Raw genomic sequence first — 18,645 nt, forward strand, 5'->3', positions numbered from 1 at the left:
GTCCTTTGTCCGGGCACGGCCTTCAGGCCGCCACCTGCTGCATGGCCGAGAGGAAGCGGCGCACCTCGTCCTCGGTATTGTAATGGCTCATCGACACGCGCACGCATTCATCGAACCCCAGCGGGCCGAGCACATTGCCGCAATAATGGTCGTTCTTGCGGATATGCACCCGGATGCCGTTCTCGCGCAGATGCGTCACCAGATCCGCCGCACCGATGGAGCGGCAGCGCAGTGACACGACGCCTTCGCGCCCCTCGATGGCCGCGCCGCCGATGATCTCGACCCCGGGCATGTCCACAAGCCCCGGCAAGTTTCCCGCGCCCTGCATCATGGCGCGCGTCAGGTCCTGCTCATGGGCGCGGATCGCGCGCGCCGCGGCCTCCAGCCTGACGCGGCGGTCGGCACTGTCGCTGAACGCCCCGCCCAGCCATTCCAGATAGGCCACCACATCCGAGAATGCCGCATAGGCGCCGGTGTCGCGCGTGCCCATCTCCCAGTTCGCCGCCGGGCCGTTGCGGATCTGCTCCTTGGGGCAATCGGTCAGCCGCTCCGAGGCCCAACCCACACCGTAACCATGGCGCGAGAACATCTTGTAGGGCGAGACGGCATAGCCATCCGCGCCGATCGCATCCACATCGACCGCTCCGTGGCTGGCATGCTGGATGCCGTCGACGATGATGAAACAGTCCGGCGCGACTTCGCGAATCGCGGCGGCGATCGCCTCGACATCCACCGCCATGCCGGTGACCGGCGAAGTATGCACGATGCTGGCAACGCGGGTCTCGGGCGTCAGCGCCGCGCGATACGCGGCGACATCCACGGTGCCGCTGGCATTGTCATGGGCCACGCTGACCAGTGGGCGGCCCGTCACTTCGGCCCAACGGGCCATGGCGCTGGCGGATGCCGGGTGCTCCAGCGTCGAACCCAGCATCATCCCGCCCGGCTGCGCCCCGAGCGCTGCGGTGCGGATCAGACGAAACAACACCTCGGTGCCGCTTTCGCCGACAAAGACCTGACCGCCGGGCGCATTGAAAAACAGCGCCATGTCGGCCTTGCCGCGCGCGATGGCCGCCATCAGGGCCGCCGAGGCCGGGTTGTCGCGCCCCTGATTGTCGGGGTAGCCCGCATAGGCGGCGGATGTCTCGATCACCGATTTCAGGCGCAGCGCGCCGCCGGCATTCTCGAAAAAGATGCGCGGCCCCTCGAAGGGGCACGTCTCCACATGGGCGAAACGGGCGCGCACGGCCTCCATCAGGCCGGGGGTCTGGGCGATCATGGGTCTGCCTTCCTGTCGGACGGGTCGTCTCTCGGGGGCCGACAATCCGCCAGCGCCGGACGGAATTCAAGCCCCAAGGCCGCCGGCACCCGCCCGCAGCGAAAAAGAACCGGGATCGCCGCCACCCGGCAAGAGCCGAACAGCTGGGCCCCGCCGGCACGCGCGGCAAGACAGGCGTTCTGCCGATCCGGCCGCACCGGAACAGCGTCCCGCTCACGCCCGATGCAACATATGGAGACATGCTTGATCGTGCATGGATTTGGCCTCATCTGGGACAAAATTCCTGTTCTGGGGGAAAGCTCATGTTTGAAACTTTGGGGTTCGAGACCCTGACCGCGCCGCAGGCGGCGATCTGGTTCGCAATTTTACTGGGCGTGGCCTTTGGCGCGCTGGCTCAGCTGACGCGGTTCTGCCTGCGTCGCGCGCTGGTCGGCGAGGACCGCCGGCAGGCCGCCGGGATCTGGCTGACGGCGCTGGCCGTCGCGGTTCTGGGGACGCAGGGTGCGGTGGCATTGGGGTGGATCGGCTTTGGCGATCACCGTTTCATGGCCAGCGAATTGCCGGTTCTGGCGATTGTCGCGGGCGGGCTGATGTTCGGCGCGGGCATGGTGCTGACGCGCGGTTGCGTGTCGCGTCTGACAGTGCTGAGCGGCTCGGGCAACCTGCGCGCGCTGCTTGTGCTGCTGGTCTTCGCCGTAACCGCCCATGCGGCGCTCAAGGGCGTGCTGGCGCCGCTGCGCACGTCGCTGGGATCGCACACCCTGAGTCTGGACAGCGCGGCGCTGCCGGGCAACCCGCTGGTCTGGTCGGCGCTGATCGCGATTGGCGCGCTGACCTTCGCGCTGCGCTCGGGCAACCGGCCCGTCATGCTGGCGCTGGCCGCGCTGATCGGTCTTCTGGCGCCCCTCGCATGGGTCGGCACGGGCTATGTGCTTTACGATGATTTTGACCCGATCGCGATGGAATCGCTGTCCTTCACCTCGCCCGCGGCCGATTCGCTGTTCTACGCCGTCGCCGCATCGGCGATCCCGGCGGGCTTTGGCACCGGGCTTGTCGGCGGCGTGCTGATCGGCGCGCTGGCGGCGGCCCTGCTGAGCGGCAGCTTTGCCTGGCAGAGCTTTGAAAGCCCCCGCCAGACCGGCCGCTACATGGCGGGCGCGGTGCTGATGGGGCTGGGTGGCGTGCTGGCCGGTGGCTGCACCGTAGGCGCGGGCCTCTCGGGCGTGCCGACCCTGTCGGTGGCCGCGGTGCTGGCGATCCTGTCGATCGTCGCGGGCGGTCTGATCACCGACCGCGCGCTGCGTGGCGCGCCTGTCCGGCTGGCGCATCCCCACCCCGCCGAATAAGACAGGCCCAAGGATCAAGGCGGCCCCGGTGCATTGCGCCGGGGCCGTTTGCATTCGTGCCCTTGTGCCCCCGGTGCGGAACGCTAGGATGCGCCGCATCTTGAATCCGAACCGGTTTGAATGAAATGTATGAATACAAGGTCCTTCCCGCACCGACCAAGGGAATCAAGGCGGCTGGCGTCAAGGGCCCCGCGCAGCGCTTTGCTCATGCGCTTGAGGCGGCGATGAACGAGGTGGCCGCCGATGGCTGGGAATATCACCGCTCGGATATCCTGCCCTCCGAGGAACGCCAGGGGCTCACATCGAGCCAGACAATCTATCGAAGCGTGCTGGTGTTTCGCCGCCCACTGACCGCCCCGCTTGCCGATCTTGCGCCGGTCGCGGAGGACGACAGCGCCAGCGACCATAGCGAAGCACCAGCACCCCCGCCCGACCCTCATGAGGATACAACCGAAAGCAGCGCTAGCGCCCCGGAAACAGCCACCGAAATACCCTCCGAAACAGACGCCGACGACACGTCGCGCACCTGATCTTCCCGCGCGCACCCGCGCCCCTGCGCAACTCTGACCTTTGGATTGCGGCCCATAAGCGCGGCGCGCCTTGCAAATGCTCTTGACCCGTGTCATCTGCGCCGGTCCCGCGCATGTCACGGAAAGGCGAAAACCGGCAAAGCCGCACCCGCGAACATCCCGTCAGGCCCCACCGGGCCTGGCCTCCTGTCTGCTTTTGGTGCCCGTCGCCCGCAGACCCCTTGACCAAGACTTCGCGGAATTCCGCTGCAATATTGATTTTTTTCTGTCCAGCCCCCTTCAATTCACCCCCGTTTGGAATAAACTCCTCGCTCCGAGTCGCAAAGGTAGAGCCATGTCCAAGACAGACCCATTCGGTTTCGACATGTCGGTTTCGTCCGCGAAGAAGAAAAATCCGCGCGGACGCCGTGGCATGTCGGGCGCCTCAGAAACCTCGACTCGCGTCTGCGAGAAAGAGGGCTGCAACGAACCCGGCAAGTATCGTGCGCCCAAGGCGCCGGACGTGCTGGATGATTTCTATTGGTTCTGCAAGGATCATGTGCGCGAATACAACCAGCACTGGAATTTCTTCCACGGCACCACCGAGGCCGAGATGAACGCCCAGATGTCCAAGGACAAGGTCTGGGAGCGCGAGACGAAATCCTTTGTCGATCCCGAACAGCGGGCCTGGTCAAGGCTGGGAATCGAGGACCCGCATCAGGTTCTTGGCGGCAACGCCACGCAGAACCCCGGCCGTGCCAAGGCCGGCGGGCGCAAGCTGCCCCCGACCGAACGCCGCGCCATCGAGATTCTGGAAGCCAGGGATGACTGGACCAAGACCGAGATCCGCAAGGCCTACAAGGCGCTGATCAAAGTGCTGCATCCCGACATCAACGGCGGCGACCGCAGCCAGGAAGAACAGCTGCAACAGGTGGTCTGGGCCTGGGACCAGATCAAGCAGAGCCGAAATTTCAAATAGACAACAGGTCGGCAGGACCGCAATGACGGTCCTGCAAATGCGGTCCTGACCGGACTCAGGCTGCCTTGAACTTCAGGCTCACGCCGTTGATGCAATGGCGTTTGCCGGTGGGTTCGGGACCGTCGTCGAAGATATGCCCCAGATGGCTGCCACAACGGCTGCAATGGCATTCGGTGCGCGGGATCACCATCTTCCAGTCCCGCTTGGTGGCAATCGCATCCGCGTCGATCGCCTGCCAGAAACTCGGCCAGCCGGTCTTGCTGTCGTATTTATGCGCGCTGGAATAAAGCGGCAGATCGCAGCCCCGGCACAGATAGGTGCCCTCGGTCTTCTGATCGTGCAGAGGCGATGAATAGGCCCTTTCGGTGCCTTCCTCGCGCATCACGGCATATTCGGCATCGCTCAGCATGGCCTTCCATTCAGCCTCGCTGCGGGTGATTTCAAAACTCTCGTCAGCCCCGCTCCGCCCGGCCAGCGACAGGCCGGTCCCGGCAATGAGGGTCGTGGCGATAAAGCTGCGTCGGTTCATGACGGACCTCCCAGGGTCGTTTCCCATGTCTTGTGCAAGATGTGCAATGCGGGGCCGTGGCGCAATGCTCGGCCCCGCACAATCAGGTGATCGCCCTTACGATTGCGGCGGCAGGATCACCCGGTCGACCACATGGATGACGCCATTCGACTGGTCGACATCGGCGATCGTCACATTGATGATGCGGCCACGCTCGTCCTCGAGCATGATCTTGTCGCCCTCATAGGTGGCCTGCAGCGTGCATGTGCCCAGCGTCGGCACGGGATGCACGCCGCCATCGTCATCCACCATGCCCTTGATCGCCATCGACATCGCCTCGGCGCCGACAACGTGGCATTTCAGGATATTGGCCAGCTGCTCCTTGGCCGCCGGTTCCAGCAGCGCCTCGACGGTGCCGTCCTTGAGCATGCCGAATGCGTCGTCCGTGGGCGCGAAGACGGTGAACGGCCCCTCGGAATTCAGCACATCGACCAGCCCGGCCGCCTTGACGGCGGCGACCAGCGTCTCGTGATCCTTCGAATTGACCGCATTCTCGACAATCGTCTTGTCGGCAAACATCGCCGCACCACCCACCATCGGGTTCTCGGCGCTGGCGATACCGGCACTCAGGCCCAGAACGGCTGTGGTTGCGGCAAAGGTCGTGGCGAAAAATGTCTTGTTGAACATGTTGTTCCTCCTTGGTTGGCTGCCCGGCGCGATTGCCCGCAGACGCCCGAAGCCACGCGGCCCCGCTCAGGAAGTTTCACATTGTCCGGTCACGTGTTCGTGATCGCGCCCACGGCCAGCACCTCGCCGGTGGGGGCGCCCGTGGGCGATCCGCCCTCGGGCTCGTCCGAGACCGCCAGCGCTGCACCATCCAGCCGCGCGCGCAGCGATTCCGGCACCGGCACGCTGGCGCTGCGCGCCTCGGGCAGAACCCCCAGCGACACCGGCGCATCATCGCCCGCGATCAGCCACAGCTCCAGCGCGCGCCCGCCGGGCGCCGCGCCGCGCGCGCGCTCAAGATGAAAGCGCCCCGCCTCTTCGTCATAGGCGGCGGAAATGAGAAGGCTTCGATCCTCGGCGGCCAGTTCCGCCACATAGGAAGGCGCGACGGGCGGCTGCGATCCGCGCTCGGGCAGGCCCATGGCGAAGATCAGCACCAGCGCCAGCGCCGTGGCGGTCAGGCTGCCCAGTACCCAGCGAATCCACTGCGCGCCCCGCCCATGCGTTGCAGCCACCGGATCGCCCGCACGCCCGAAAAGCCGCACCATCAGCGCGCCATGCAGATGCACGGGCGGCGCGACCGGCACAATCGGATCGGTCAGCGCGGCCAGATCCTCGGCCCATTGCGCATAAAGCGCGCGCAATTCGGGTTCCTGCGCCAGACGCGACTCGAAGGCCGCCGCCTCGTCGGGCGGCAGCAGGCCCAGGGCATATTCCCCGGCCAGCGCCTTGTCGGCATCGCGTTCGGGCATCTCATCGCTCATCGCGACAGGCACTCCCTCAGTTTCAACAGGCTGCGGCGCAGCCATGTGCGCATCGTGTTCAGCGGCACCCCGAAACGATCCGCGAGATCACCATAAGTCTCACCGTCAAGATAGGCGCCCCGCACCGCCGCCGCATGGCCCGATTCGAGCTCGTCAAAGCAGGCGTCGAGCCGCGCGCTCTCTGAGGCCGCGATCGCGCGGGCCTCGGGGCCGGGCGCGGGATCGGCCTGCGCCTCGGCCATGTCGGTGCCCGCGCTGTCGCCCGCCCCTGCCGCGCGACGGCGGCGAAGGCGGTCGATGGCGGCGTTGCGGGCGATGGTGATCAGCCATGTCATCGGGCTGAGCCCATTCACCTGGTAGCGTCCGGCATGGTTCCAGACCCTGACATAGATATCCTGCAATACCTCTTCTGATTCCGCCCGGTTATCCAACACACGCAGGCAGATGCCGAAAAGTTTCGCCGAGGTCGCCATGTAAAGCGCGTCAAACGCTGCCCGGTCCCCCAGGGCAGCCTTTGCAAGCCAGTTCTCGATCTCGTCGCGCGTCGCCATCGCGACCCGTTTAACCCAAAGCCGCGCGCGACGACAGCACCGGCTTTAAGCGGGAATGGGATTTCCCCCCTTCCCCTTGCCCTTTCGCGCGATATGTTGCACGACGGAGCCCGATTGAGATCACCGATACTGAAGGACCGCGCGCATGGCCGACGGCAACATTGACATCAACGCCAAACCCACCGAGGAAATCTCCGTTCGCGAGGTGTTCGGCATCGACTCGGACATGACCGTCAAGGGATTCCCCGAACGCAGCGAACGCGTGCCCGAGCATGACAGCACCTACAAGTTCGACCCCGACACCACGCTGGCGATCCTTGCAGGCTTCAGCCATAACCGCCGGGTGATGATCCAGGGCTATCACGGCACCGGCAAATCAACCCATATCGAACAGGTGGCCAGCCGACTGAACTGGCCCTGCGTGCGGGTGAACCTCGACAGCCATATCAGCCGCATCGACCTGATCGGCAAGGACGCGATCAAGCTGCGCGACGGCAAGCAGGTGACCGAATTCCACGAAGGTATCCTGCCCTGGGCGCTGCGCAACCCGACCGCGATCGTGTTCGACGAATACGACGCCGGGCGCGCCGACGTGATGTTCGTGATCCAGCGGGTGCTGGAGGCCGACGGCAAGCTCACGCTGCTGGATCAGAACGAGGTGATCTCGCCCAACCCGTATTTCCGCCTGTTCGCCACCGCCAACACGGTCGGCCTCGGCGACACGACGGGGCTGTATCACGGCACCCAGCAGATCAACCAGGGCCAGATGGACCGCTGGAGTCTGGTGGCGACGCTGAACTATCTCAGCCATGACGCCGAAACCAATATCGTGCTGGCCAAGAACCCGGTCTACAACACCGCCGCCGGGCGTCAGACCGTCAGCCAGATGGTCACCGTCGCCGACCTGAGCCGCACCGCCTTCATGAATGGCGAGCTCAGCACGGTGATGAGCCCGCGCACGGTGATCGCATGGGCGCAGAACGCGACGATCTTCCGCGATGTGGGCTATGCGTTCCGGCTGACCTTCCTCAACAAATGCGACGAGCTCGAACGCCAGACCGTGGCCGAGTTCTACCAGCGCTGCTTTGACGAGGAACTGCCCGAAAGTGCGGCCAGCATGAGCCTGGGGTGAGCCGTCAGGCACAAGAACACCGCGGCGCCAAGGCCCGCGGAAGAGGGGGGCGCAGCCCCCGCCGCGCCTTTGGCGCGACTCCCCCGAGGTATTTTTCGCCAGATGAAGACCATCGGGGCTGAGGGAAAGGGCGAAGATGGCGCAGAACAGTGACAACCCGGCCGACCCGTTCAAGAAGGCGCTGGCCGAAGCGACCAAGGTGCTGGCCGACGACCCAGAGTTGAATGTCAGCTATTCGGTCGATCCGGCGGGCCTGAGCGGCGATGCCATGCGCCTGCCCCAGATCAGCCGGCGCATGACCCGCGACGAGGTGCTTCAGGCGCGCGGCACCGCCGATGCGCTGGCGCTGCGCCACCGCTATCACGACGCTAGGACCCATGCGCGCTACAACCCCGCCGGGGACATGGCGCGCGACCTTTACGAGGCGATGGAAACCGCCCGCTGCGAGGCGATCGGCGCGCGCGAAATGCCCGGCACCGCGGGCAATATCGACGCCAAGATCGGCGCCGAGGCCGACCGTCTGGGCTATGGCGAGATCAATGACCGCGCCGATGCGCCGCTGGCCACTGCCGCGGGCTATCTCGTGCGGCATCTGGCGACCGGGCGCGAGCTGCCTTCGGGGGCGCACAACGTCATGGACCTCTGGCGCGATTTCATCGAAAGCCAGGCGGGCGACACGCTTGACAACCTTCAGGACATCTTGGCCGATCAGGCCGAATTCGCCCGCTTCGCGCGCAAGGTGATCCGGGATCTCGGCTATGGCGACCAGTTGGGCGACGACCCGGACGCGCCCGACGACGATCAGGACGAAGACGCCGAGCAATCCCCCGACGAGGAGGAACAGCCCGACAGCTCGGGCCAGGATGACAGCGAAGAGAGCGACGCCGAGGCCAACCCCGAGCAAAGCCAGGAAGAACAGCAGGACGAGGCGCAGGCCCAGGTCTCGATGGACGATCTGGCCGACGAGGAGATGAGCGAGGAGGCCGAACTCCCCGAGGGTGAGGCCCCGATGGAGCCGCCCGATGCCCAGCCGGTTTCGGATGCCGATCCCGGCTACACCGTCTATTCCACCGAATATGACGAGGAAATCCGCGCCGAGGACCTGGCCGAGCCGGTCGAACTGGAACGCCTGCGCGCCTATCTCGACCAGCAGCTCGAGCCGCTCAAGGGCGCGGTCAGCCGCCTGGCCAACAAGCTGCAACGCCGCCTTCAGGCGCAGCAAAGCCGCAGCTGGGAGTTCGACCGCGAGGAAGGCATCCTCGATGCCGGGCGCCTTGCGCGCGTGGTCGCGAACCCGACGACTCCGCTGAGCTTCAAGGTCGAGAAGGACATGGAATTCCGCGATACGGTGGTGACGCTGCTGCTGGACAATTCCGGCTCCATGCGCGGCCGCCCCATCTCGATCGCGGCGATCTGCGCGGATGTGCTGGCGCGCACGCTGGAGCGGTGCAGCGTCAAGGTGGAGATCCTGGGCTTCACCACGCGCGCCTGGAAAGGTGGCCAAAGCCGCGAGGCGTGGCTCAACGAAGGGCGCGCGCAACTGCCCGGCCGGCTGAACGATCTGCGCCACATCATCTACAAATCCGCCGACGCGCCGATGCGGCGCACCCGCGACAATCTCGGGCTGATGATGAAAGAGGGCCTGTTGAAGGAAAACATCGACGGCGAGGCGCTGGAATGGGCGCATCGCAGGCTGGCCCCGCGCAAGGAGGCGCGCAAGATCCTGATGGTGATCTCGGATGGCGCGCCGGTGGATGACAGCACCCTGTCGGTCAATCCCGCGAATTACCTTGAAAAGCACCTGCGCGACGTGATCGCCATGGTCGAGCGGCGCAAGGCGGTCGAATTGCTGGCCATCGGCATCGGCCATGACGTGACGCGCTATTACGAGCGCGCGGTCACCATTACCGATGTCGATCAGCTGGCCGGGGCGATGACCGAACAGCTGGCCGCGCTGTTCGATCCTGATCCGCGCGCCAGGGCGCGGGTGATGGGCATGCGCAAGGCAGGCTGAGCCGGGCGCACGCCTGCACGCGCCCACCTGCCACCGCGTCGCTGCGCATGAACGCGATTGATCTTCGCGCATCGCTTCTCTAGCACGTCATGGTCAGCGCAGCAGGCAGGAGGCCCCATGTTCCAAAGTTTCGACGAGACCGCCCGCCCCGAACAAGGCCCGCCGCGCCTGGCGCAGCTGCGCGCGGTGATGGCGGCCGAGGGGCTATCGGGCTATCTCGTGCCGCGCGCCGATGCTTTTCAGGGCGAATATGTGGCGCCCTGTGATGACCGGCTGGCCTGGCTTACCGGGTTCACGGGCTCGGCCGGGTTCTGCGCCGTGCTGATGGAGCGGGCCGGGGTCTTTGTTGACGGACGCTATCGCACACAAGTCAAGACGCAGGTCGACACCGGGCATTTCACCCCGGTCGACTGGCCCGAGATCCGGCTGGCAGACTGGCTTGGCCAGCATCTTGGCGAAGGTGCCATCGTCGGCTTCGACCCCTGGCTTTACACCCCGGCGCAAATCGACACGATCAAGACGGGCCTCGCGGGCACCGGCATCATCCTCAGGCCCTGCAAGAACCTGATCGACCATATCTGGGCCGGGCGCCCCGCCGCCCCGGTGGGCGCGATCCGCGTCTATCCCGAGGAACTGGCCGGCGAATCCCAGGGCGACAAGCGCCGCCGGCTGGCCGCTGCGCTGCGCAATGCGGGCCACGCGGCGGCGGTCATCACCTTGCCGGATTCGATCGCCTGGCTGCTCAATATCCGCGGCAGCGACATCCCGCGCAACCCGGTGCCCCATGCCTTTGCGGTGCTGCATGGCGACGCGCATCTCACACTTTATGTCGAGGCCGAAAAGCTGGACCAGACCGTACGCGACCATCTGGGCGAGGAGGTCACGATCCGCCCGCCCAATGCGTTCGGCCCCGGCCTGCGCAGCCTCGGCGGGCCGGTGCGGCTCGACAAGGCCAGCGTGCCGCTCTGGGTGGTGGCACAGCTTGACGAATCCAATACCGGCCACGTCTGGGGCGACGATCCCTGCCTGCTGCCCAAGGCCTGCAAGACCGGCGCCGAGATCGCCGCCACAAGGAACGCCCATCTGCGCGACGGGGCGGCCGTTTGCGAGTTCCTCGCATGGTTCGATGCCCAGGCCCCCGGCACGATCACCGAGATCGACGTGGTGACACGGCTCGAGCAATGCCGCCGAGATACCGGACAGCTTCTGGATATCAGCTTTGACACCATCGCCGGGTCCGGCCCGCATGGCGCACTGGCCCATTACCGGGTGACCCAGGCCAGCAACCGGGTGCTGCGGGCGGGCGACCTTCTGGTGCTCGATGGCGGCGGGCAATATCTTGACGGCACCACCGACATCACCCGCACCCTGCCCGTGGGCGAGGTGGGCGACGACGAATCCGCCGCCTTCACCCGGGTGCTGCAGGGCATGATCGCCATGAGCCGCGCCCGCTGGCCGCGCGGCCTCGCGGGGCGCGATCTGGACGCGATCGCGCGCTATCCCCTGTGGCTGGCGGATCAGGATTACGCCCATGGCACCGGGCATGGCGTCGGCGTGCATCTGTGCGTCCATGAAGGGCCGCAGCGCCTCTCGCGGATGAGCGACGTGGCGCTGGAGCCGGGCATGATCGTCTCGAACGAACCCGGCTACTACCGCGAAGGCGCCTTCGGCATCCGCATCGAGAACCTTCTCGTCGTGACCGATGCCGACACCCTGCCCGGCGGCGATATGGCGGCAAAGCTCTGTTTCGAAACGCTGAATTTCGTGCCGATCGACCGGCGGCTGATCCGCACCGACATGCTGAGCGCCGCCGAGCGCGAATGGCTCGATGCCTATCACGCGACATGCCGTGACAAAATCGACCCTCGGCTATCGCAGACCGCGCGTCTATGGTTGCGCGACGCGACAGCCCCCCTGCCCGAGCGATGACATAATGATGTAACACTCACACGGCAAAGCAGAACGCAATAACAATAGAGAAAAGGGATGGAGATGGCCGATATCACGATACGCAAGGCAGAAGGCACATGGACCGTGCGCGCGGGCGGCGCGGTGCTTGCCGAAAGCAAGAACGCGCTGGAACTGAGCGAGCCGGGCTATCCCGATGTGATCTATTTCCCGCGCGGCGATATCGCCATGGCGTTTCTGGATGAGACCGATCACCGCACCACCTGCCCCCACAAGGGCGAGGCGCGCTATTACTCCATCGTGACGAAAAGCCAGACACTCGAAAACGCCGCCTGGAGCTATGACGACCCCAAGCCCGACGTGGCGCGCATCAAGGACCATCTGGCCTTTTACTCCAGCGACACGGTGACAGTCGAGCGGGTCTGACGCTGCGGGCGGGCGGCGCCGGATCGCCCACCACATCAGGCGCGTGTAGCGGCCTCTAGGCCGCCGCGCATCGCCGGGCCTCCTTCCGGCACACCCAAGGGTTGCATCGACAACATTCAATCGCCTAACCTCTTGGATGTAGCTTGAAGGAATGTGTCAATGCACCGTCCCGATTACCTCGTCCAAGGAGAAGCCGCACGGCTCTTTCCTGTCCTGGCCACCACGTCGAAAGAAGGCCGTACCACCTCGATTGTATTGGCGTGCATCTCGAAAATTGAGGAATTCGGCGCCGACCTGATGGAAAGCATCGGCAAGCGCACCGGCAAGCGAACAAGGATCGAGACCTACACCGAGATCGTTTTCAGAAACGAAAAGGTGAGGGTAAAAGACAGGCCCGACGGCCTGATCGTTCTGCGCAGCGGGTCAAATGAGTGGCGCGCGCTTGTCGAGGCAAAGGTGGGCAACGTTGAGATACATGCCGAGCAAGTCGAGAAATATCGCGAAATCGCCAAAGAGCAGAATATCGACTGCGTCATCACGATATCAAACCAGTTCGCCACTCAGCCCCATCATCACCCCATCGAAGAGGTGCGAAAAAGCAGGTCACGGATACCGGTTTTCCACTGGTCATGGATGTCGATTCTGACCGTGACGGATTTGCTATTGAATCAGGACAGCGTGGCGGATGAGGATCAAAGACTCTTGTTGAACGAGTTGAGGCGCTTCCTGGCCCATGAAAGCGCCGGAGTGAAAGGGTTCGACAGAATGCCGCCGGAATGGACGGAATTGAACCGCCTGATTTCCGCAGGCGGCAAGATTCCGGCGAAATCCGACGATGCCGTAATCGTGCTGGATGCCTGGCATCAGGAAACCCGCGATCTGTCGCTCATCTTGAGTCGCCAAACCGAAACGACAGTTCAGGAAAAACTCCCTAGAAAACACCTCGCCGATCCGGTTGCGCGTCGCAAAGACGCTTTGAACCTGCTGAAGGAAGCGGGACAACTGCAAACCACGTTAGAGATACCCGACGCCGCCGCACCCATTGAATTGATCGCCGACATTGCCCGCAGAACCATCAATATCGGCATGACCCTGCGCGCGCCCGAAGACAAGGTTTCCTCCAAGGCGCGCGTGAACTGGCTGTTGCGACAAATCAAGAGTGATCAGATCGAAGACGTGTTCATCCGAATGACCTGGCCGGGCAGAAGCGAAGATACACAGTTTCCGCTGAGCGAACTGATCGCAAATCCAGCCGCCTGCGAGACAGACAAGACTGGCCTTCAGGTCATAAAGTTCCATATCTTCATCGCCCGCCGCTTGGGCGCGAGATTCACCCAGCAAACCAATTTCATCAAGGAGTTGGAAGAACTGGTGCCGTTCTTCTATCGCGAAATCGGTCAGAACCTTCAGAGATGGCGCAAGGCCGCGCCAAAAATCAAAGCAGATCGCGAGTCACCTGTTGATGTCGATGTCGTAGCTTTGCAAGACGACGCCAACATTGACGCCGAAGAAAAAGCTGAAAGGTCGCGTCCAACACGTCCATAAGCCGAACTGCATCCCGCTCCCTCAGCTATGTTCTTCCTCCGACACGGCGGCCAAGGCGCGGTTATAGGCCTTGAGCGCATCCACATGAAAAAGCGCTCCCATGAGTTCGGGCGGGCGGCCCGCGCCCTTGAGCGTGACCACCGGGATGAAGGGCACGCCGCTGCGCTCGAATACCGGCATCGCGGCTTCCAGCGTGGCGCTGCCATCCAGGTAGAGTCCCTCCTCGATCAGCGCCCAGCACCGGTCCGTGTTGGCGGCGCGCTCATGATCGGTGCCGCGCATCAGCCGGTCGGCGCGGAACATCGCCAGAAGATAGGTCTGCGGCCCCGCCGCCAGCCGCCGCCCGCGCCGTTCAAGCTGCGTCAGAAAGAACGACCGCCGCACCAGCTTGGCGCCAAGCGCGGTGGACATCGACACCGCCACCATCACCGCCAGCCCGGTCTGCCAGTCGCCGGTCAGTTCGAACACGATCAGCGTGGTCGAGATCGGCGCGCCCAGCACCGCCGCCGCGACCGCCCCCATCCCCGCCAGCGCATAGAGCGTGGCCGAACCCGACACGTCGGGGAAAAGCCCCGTGGCGATCAGCCCGAAGGCCAGCCCGGTCAGCGCTCCCACCATCAGCGAGGGCGAAAACACACCGCCCCCCATGCGACCGCCAAAGGTGATCGCCACCGCAACCACCTTTAGGACGGCGAAGACCACCGCCTCATGCAGCAAAAGCTGCCCGGTCAGCGCCGCCGACGTGGTCTCGTAACCGACCCCGATGATATGCGGGAACCAGATCGCCAGCCCCCCCAGCATCGCCCCCGACACCGCCGGGCGCAACCAGCGCGGCAGGCGGGTGCGCACCTGGACATAGCCCGCCATGTCCTCGGCAAAGAAGATCGCATGCATCAGCGCCGTCGCCACCACCCCGCAGACCAGCCCCAGCAGCAGGAAGGCCGGCAGTTCCACATAGAATTCCAGCACGCTCGTCACCGGCAGCGAGAATTCGGTGATATCGCCGAATTCCAGCCGGTTGATGATCGTGCCCGCCACGCTGGCGATGACGATCGGCGCGAAGGCATGGACCGCGAAATGACGCAGCACCACCTCGAGCGCGAAAAGCGCCCCCGCGATCGGCGCGTTGAACGAGGCCGACACCGCCGCCGCCACCGCGCAGCCCAAGAGGTCGCGCCCGGTGATCCCGTTGGCATGGATCCGGTCGCTGACCCAGCTGGAAATGACCCCCGCCATATGCACCACCGGCCCCTCGCGCCCCGACGAACCGCCCGTCCCCAGCGTGATCAGCGAGGCCAGCGCCGAGGCGATGCCTTCGCGGGTCTCGACCCGGCCATCCTTGAGCGCCGCGCCCTCGATCACGTCCGAAACCGAGCGCACCCGCGCGTCATCCGTGAAGTGATGCAGGATCAGCCCCACCACCAGCCCGCCGCAGATCGGCACGATCAACAGCCAGTACCAGGGCAGCGTTTCGGCCAGCGAATGCAGGCGGCCCGGATCTTCGGAACCATAGGCCAGGGTCTGAAGCGCGCTGATTCCCTTGCGAAAGAACAGCGCCGCGAAACCGGCCGCGATCCCGATCAGCAGGGCGATCAGCCAGAACTGGAACTGGCTTGGCCCGCGCTTGCGCATCACCGCCCAACCCGTGCGGATCGCGTCCTGCGCCGCGGTCGCCTTCTGTCTGAGTATCGAGGGTTCGCCGTCCGTCATCGCCTGTCACTTATCGGGCCCGGCGGCCTTTCCCCTGCTCCCTGCTTGCCCTACCCTGCGCGAAACGCAAGACCGAAGGGGCCGATATGGGTGTTCAGGACGCAATCGCCGAGATTTCCACATTTCTAGGGCAACGGATCACCCGGTCCAAGTCCGATCTGGACATTCATGGCCGCAGCGAAAGCCATTTCCCCCAATCGCCCCCCGATGCCGTCGCCTATCCCGAGACCACCGACGAGGTCGCACGCCTCGTGCGGGTCTGCGCCGCGCATGGCTGTCCGGTGATCGGCTGGGGCACGGGCACCTCGCTCGAAGGGCAGGCGCAGGCCTTCGATGGCGGTATCGTGGTGGACTTCACTCGGATGAACCGGATACTGGACATCCGCGCCGAGGACATGGACGTGACTTTGCAACCCGGCGTCACACGCGAGGCGCTCAACCAGGAACTGCGCGCCACGGGGCTGTTCTTTCCGGTCGATCCCGGCGCCAATGCCTCGCTCGGAGGCATGGCCTCGACCCGCGCCAGCGGCACCACGGCGGTGCGCTACGGCACCATGCGCGACAACGTGCTGGGGCTCGAGATCGTGACCCCCGCGGGCGAGGTGATCCGCACCGGCAGCCGCGCGCGCAAATCCTCCAGCGGGTATGATCTGACGGCGCTGTTCGTGGGGGCCGAGGGCACATTGGGGCTGATCACCGAACTCACGCTGCGCCTGCATGGCCAGCCCGAGGCCGTTTCCAGCGCGGTTTGCGGCTTCGCCAGCGTGGGCGACGCGGTCGCGGCGGTGATCGAAACCATCCAGATGGGCCTGCCGATGGCCCGGATCGAACTGATGGACAGCGCCAGTGTCGCCGCCGTCAACGCCTATGCGGGGATGGAGCTGCCGGAAACACCGCATCTGCTGCTGGAATTTCACGGCTCGGAAACCGGCGTCGCCGAACAGGCCGAAACCTTCGGCATGATCGCCACCGAACATGACGGCACCGGCTTTGACTGGGCCACCCGGCCCGAGGAGCGCAACGCGCTCTGGACCATGCGTCACAACGCCTATCACGCGATCCTCGGCGCGCGCCCGGGCGCGCGGGCGCTCGTGACCGACCTCTGCGTGCCGATCTCGCGCCTTGCCGAGGCGATCGAGGCCACCCAGGCGGACCTCGCGCAAACCGGCATCGAGGGGCCGATCCTCGGGCATGTGGGCGACGGTAATTTCCACGCCATCCTGTTGTTTGACGAAACCGACCACAAGGCCGCCGCCGCCGCCAGCGCGCTGTCGGAACGCATGGTGCTGCGCGCGCTGGACCTTGGCGGGACCGCCACCGGCGAACACGGGATCGGGCGCGGGAAACTGGGTTACATGGCGCGCGAACATGGCGGCGGATGGGCGATGATGGGTGCGCTGAAACAGGCGCTCGATCCCGGCAATATCATGAATCCCGGCAAGCTGGTGCCACCGCACGATCCAACCTGACGCGGGATCACGCATGGCGCGGACGGTCGGGGGCGCTGCCCCCGCCGCGGCCCGGGGCCGCGACTCCCCCGAGGTATTTTTCGCCAGATGAAGCCGCGATCAGCCCGCCATCAGGGCCTCGGCGGCGGCGCGGGCCTCGTCGGTGATCCGGTCCCCCGACAGCATCCGGGCGATCTCGTCGATCCGCGCATCCTGCGCGAGCGGCACCACACTCGAGAGCGTCGCACCATCCGCCACCGTCTTTTCCACCCGCCAGTGATGCGCGCCGCGCGCCGCCACCTGCGGTGAATGGGTCACCACCAGCACCTGCCCGCCATCGGCAAGCTGCGCAAGGCGGCGCCCCACCGCATCCGCCGTCGCACCGCCGACGCCACGGTCGATCTCGTCGAAGATCATGGTGAGCCCGCTTTCGGCCCCGGTCAGGCAAACCTTGAGCGCCAGGAGGAAGCGGCTGAGCTCGCCCCCCGATGCGATCTTGTTGAGCGGCCCCGCCGGGGCGCCAGGATTTGTGGCCACGGTGAAAGTGACAGCGTCGCGCCCCTCGGGGCCGGGATCGGCGGCGGTGATGGCGGTGGTGAAGGCCGCGCGCTCCATCTTGAGCGGGGCGAGCTCGTCGCGCATCGCGCCGTCAAGCGCCGCCGCGGCCTCGGCGCGCGCGGCGCTGAGCGCGGTTGCGGCCGCGTCATAAGTCTGTTCCGCGGCGCGCAGCGACTGGCGCAACGCCTCGAGATCGGAATCCCCCTGTTCGAGCGAGGCAAGGCGCGCGCGCAAATCACCGGCGAAATCGCCCAGATCATCCGCCCCGACACCATGTTTGCGCGCCAGCGCCCGGATCGCGAACAGGCGCTCCTCGGTTTCTTCCAGCTCGATCGGGTTGAAGGTCAGCGCCTCGAGGCAGCGCGCCACGCCCTGCGCGGCCTCGTCGAGTTCAACCATCGCCCGGCCAAGCGCCGCGATCGGCGCATCAAGCTGCGCCTCGGCGCGCGGCGCCACCCCTTCGAGCCAGCGCAGCGCATCGCCCGCCGCCCCTTCGGCCCCCTCCTGGCCAAGCGCGGCCTGCGCGCGGTTGATATCCTCGCAGATCCGTTCGGCTTGCTGCATCAGGCGGCGGCGCGCATCAAGCGCCTCATCCTCGCCGGGCTGCGGATCGAGCGCATCGAGCTCGGCCACCGCATGGCGCAGGAAATCTTCCTCGGCGCGCACCGATTCCAACGCCGCTTCGGCGGCCCCGAGCGCCTTTTGCGCCGCCGCCACGCCGCGCCATGCGCTGCGCGTATCCGATTTCAGCCCCTCGAGCCGGCCATAAGCGTCGAGAAGCACCCGGTGCCCGCGCGGATCGAGCAGACCCCGGTCGTCCTGCTGGCCGTGCAGTTCCACCAGCGTATCCGAAAGCCGGCGCAGCACCTCGCCCGAGCAGCGCCGGTCATTGACCCAGGCGGTCTTGCGCCCGTCGCGCGTGTTGACCCGGCGCAGGATCAGCTCGTCACCCAGGGGCAGCCCCGCCTCTTCGAGCACGTCGCGCGCGCCGTGGCCCTCGGGCAGATCGAATACCGCCGTCACCTCGCCCTGATCCGCGCCCTGGCGCACCAGTTCGGCGCGCCCGCGCCAGCCCAACACGAAGCCCAGCGAATCCAGCAGGATCGACTTGCCCGCGCCGGTCTCGCCGGTCAGCACGTTGAGCCCGGGCTGAAAGGCCAGGTCGAGATGGTCGATAATCAGGATATTGCGGATATCAAGCGCGCGCAGCATCGGAGGTTTCCCGGTTGCGGGGCAGGCCCCGCA

16 protein-coding genes are annotated in these 18,645 nt (G+C 65.8%); 9 read left to right on the forward strand and 7 right to left on the reverse strand.

What is annotated here, in order from left to right; genetic code table 11:
• Positions 1-22 precede the first annotated feature (22 nt).
• Positions 23-1,276 (reverse strand): aminotransferase class V-fold PLP-dependent enzyme, encoded by a 1,254-nt coding sequence (locus N5A93_RS06850; protein WP_268954337.1) that lies wholly within the window; start codon positions 1,274-1,276, stop codon positions 23-25.
• 302 nt (positions 1,277-1,578) lie between these two features.
• Here N5A93_RS06850 and N5A93_RS06855 point away from each other — a divergent pair, with 302 nt between their 5' ends.
• The 3 genes from N5A93_RS06855 (at position 1,579) to N5A93_RS06865 (ending at position 4,110) form a co-directional block, all read left to right on the forward strand.
• Positions 1,579-2,622, forward strand: a complete 1,044-nt coding sequence (locus N5A93_RS06855) for a YeeE/YedE family protein (protein WP_268954338.1) — start codon at positions 1,579-1,581, stop codon at positions 2,620-2,622.
• A 125-nt stretch (positions 2,623-2,747) separates the two neighbouring features.
• Positions 2,748-3,152, forward strand: a complete 405-nt coding sequence (locus N5A93_RS06860; RefSeq protein WP_268954339.1) for a DUF4177 domain-containing protein — start codon at positions 2,748-2,750, stop codon at positions 3,150-3,152.
• Positions 3,153-3,486: 334 nt separating this feature from the next.
• Positions 3,487-4,110, forward strand: a complete 624-nt coding sequence (locus N5A93_RS06865) for a J domain-containing protein (RefSeq protein WP_268954340.1) — start codon at positions 3,487-3,489, stop codon at positions 4,108-4,110.
• Positions 4,111-4,165: 55 nt separating this feature from the next.
• On the opposite strand, the gene msrB is transcribed toward N5A93_RS06865, so the two are convergent.
• From msrB to N5A93_RS06885, 4 genes are all read right to left on the reverse strand, one after another.
• Positions 4,166-4,639, reverse strand: coding sequence for a peptide-methionine (R)-S-oxide reductase MsrB (msrB, locus tag N5A93_RS06870; protein WP_268954341.1), 474 nt, complete (start codon positions 4,637-4,639; stop codon positions 4,166-4,168).
• Between the two features lie 96 nt (positions 4,640-4,735).
• On the reverse strand, positions 4,736-5,305 hold the full coding sequence (locus N5A93_RS06875) for a fasciclin domain-containing protein (RefSeq protein WP_268954342.1): 570 nt from the start codon (positions 5,303-5,305) through the stop codon (positions 4,736-4,738).
• A gap of 89 nt (positions 5,306-5,394) precedes the next feature.
• Positions 5,395-6,108 (reverse strand): anti-sigma factor, encoded by a 714-nt coding sequence (locus tag N5A93_RS06880; RefSeq protein WP_268954343.1) that lies wholly within the window; start codon positions 6,106-6,108, stop codon positions 5,395-5,397.
• A complete protein-coding gene (locus tag N5A93_RS06885) occupies positions 6,105-6,659 on the reverse strand; it encodes a sigma-70 family RNA polymerase sigma factor (protein ID WP_268954344.1) in 555 nt (184 codons plus the stop codon). The genes N5A93_RS06880 and N5A93_RS06885 overlap by 4 nt, the downstream gene beginning before the upstream one ends.
• Positions 6,660-6,804: 145 nt before the next feature.
• Between N5A93_RS06885 and cobS the strand changes: the two genes are divergently transcribed.
• From cobS to N5A93_RS06910, 5 genes are all read left to right on the forward strand, one after another.
• Positions 6,805-7,791, forward strand: a complete 987-nt coding sequence (gene cobS, locus N5A93_RS06890; RefSeq protein ID WP_268954345.1) for a cobaltochelatase subunit CobS — start codon at positions 6,805-6,807, stop codon at positions 7,789-7,791.
• A 136-nt stretch (positions 7,792-7,927) separates the two neighbouring features.
• Positions 7,928-9,805: a cobaltochelatase subunit CobT gene (gene cobT, locus N5A93_RS06895; protein ID WP_268954346.1), complete on the forward strand. Its 1,878-nt coding sequence runs from the start codon at positions 7,928-7,930 to the stop codon at positions 9,803-9,805.
• A gap of 117 nt (positions 9,806-9,922) precedes the next feature.
• The gene (locus N5A93_RS06900) at positions 9,923-11,734 is read left to right on the forward strand and encodes an aminopeptidase P family protein (RefSeq protein ID WP_268954347.1); all 1,812 of its coding nucleotides are present in this window, start codon (positions 9,923-9,925) and stop codon (positions 11,732-11,734) included.
• Between the two features lie 63 nt (positions 11,735-11,797).
• Positions 11,798-12,139: a DUF427 domain-containing protein gene (locus N5A93_RS06905; protein WP_268954348.1), complete on the forward strand. Its 342-nt coding sequence runs from the start codon at positions 11,798-11,800 to the stop codon at positions 12,137-12,139.
• A gap of 159 nt (positions 12,140-12,298) precedes the next feature.
• Complete coding sequence (locus N5A93_RS06910) at positions 12,299-13,684, forward strand: hypothetical protein (RefSeq protein WP_268954349.1); 1,386 nt, start codon at positions 12,299-12,301, stop codon at positions 13,682-13,684.
• Between the two features lie 21 nt (positions 13,685-13,705).
• On the opposite strand, the gene N5A93_RS06915 is transcribed toward N5A93_RS06910, so the two are convergent.
• Positions 13,706-15,394, reverse strand: a complete 1,689-nt coding sequence (locus N5A93_RS06915) for a chloride channel protein (RefSeq protein ID WP_268954350.1) — start codon at positions 15,392-15,394, stop codon at positions 13,706-13,708.
• Positions 15,395-15,480: 86 nt separating this feature from the next.
• On the opposite strand from N5A93_RS06915, the gene N5A93_RS06920 reads away from it, so the two are divergent.
• Entirely contained in the window at positions 15,481-16,863 is a 1,383-nt protein-coding gene (locus N5A93_RS06920; protein WP_268954351.1) for an FAD-binding oxidoreductase, read from the forward strand.
• 99 nt (positions 16,864-16,962) lie between these two features.
• Here the strand turns inward: N5A93_RS06920 and recN are convergent, their stop codons facing one another.
• Positions 16,963-18,612, reverse strand: coding sequence for a DNA repair protein RecN (recN, locus tag N5A93_RS06925; RefSeq protein ID WP_268954352.1), 1,650 nt, complete (start codon positions 18,610-18,612; stop codon positions 16,963-16,965).
• Positions 18,613-18,645 lie beyond the last annotated feature (33 nt).

The sequence above is a fragment of the Roseovarius salincola genome, assembly GCF_026891095.1.
GTDB classification, from domain to species: domain Bacteria; phylum Pseudomonadota; class Alphaproteobacteria; order Rhodobacterales; family Rhodobacteraceae; genus Roseovarius; species Roseovarius salincola.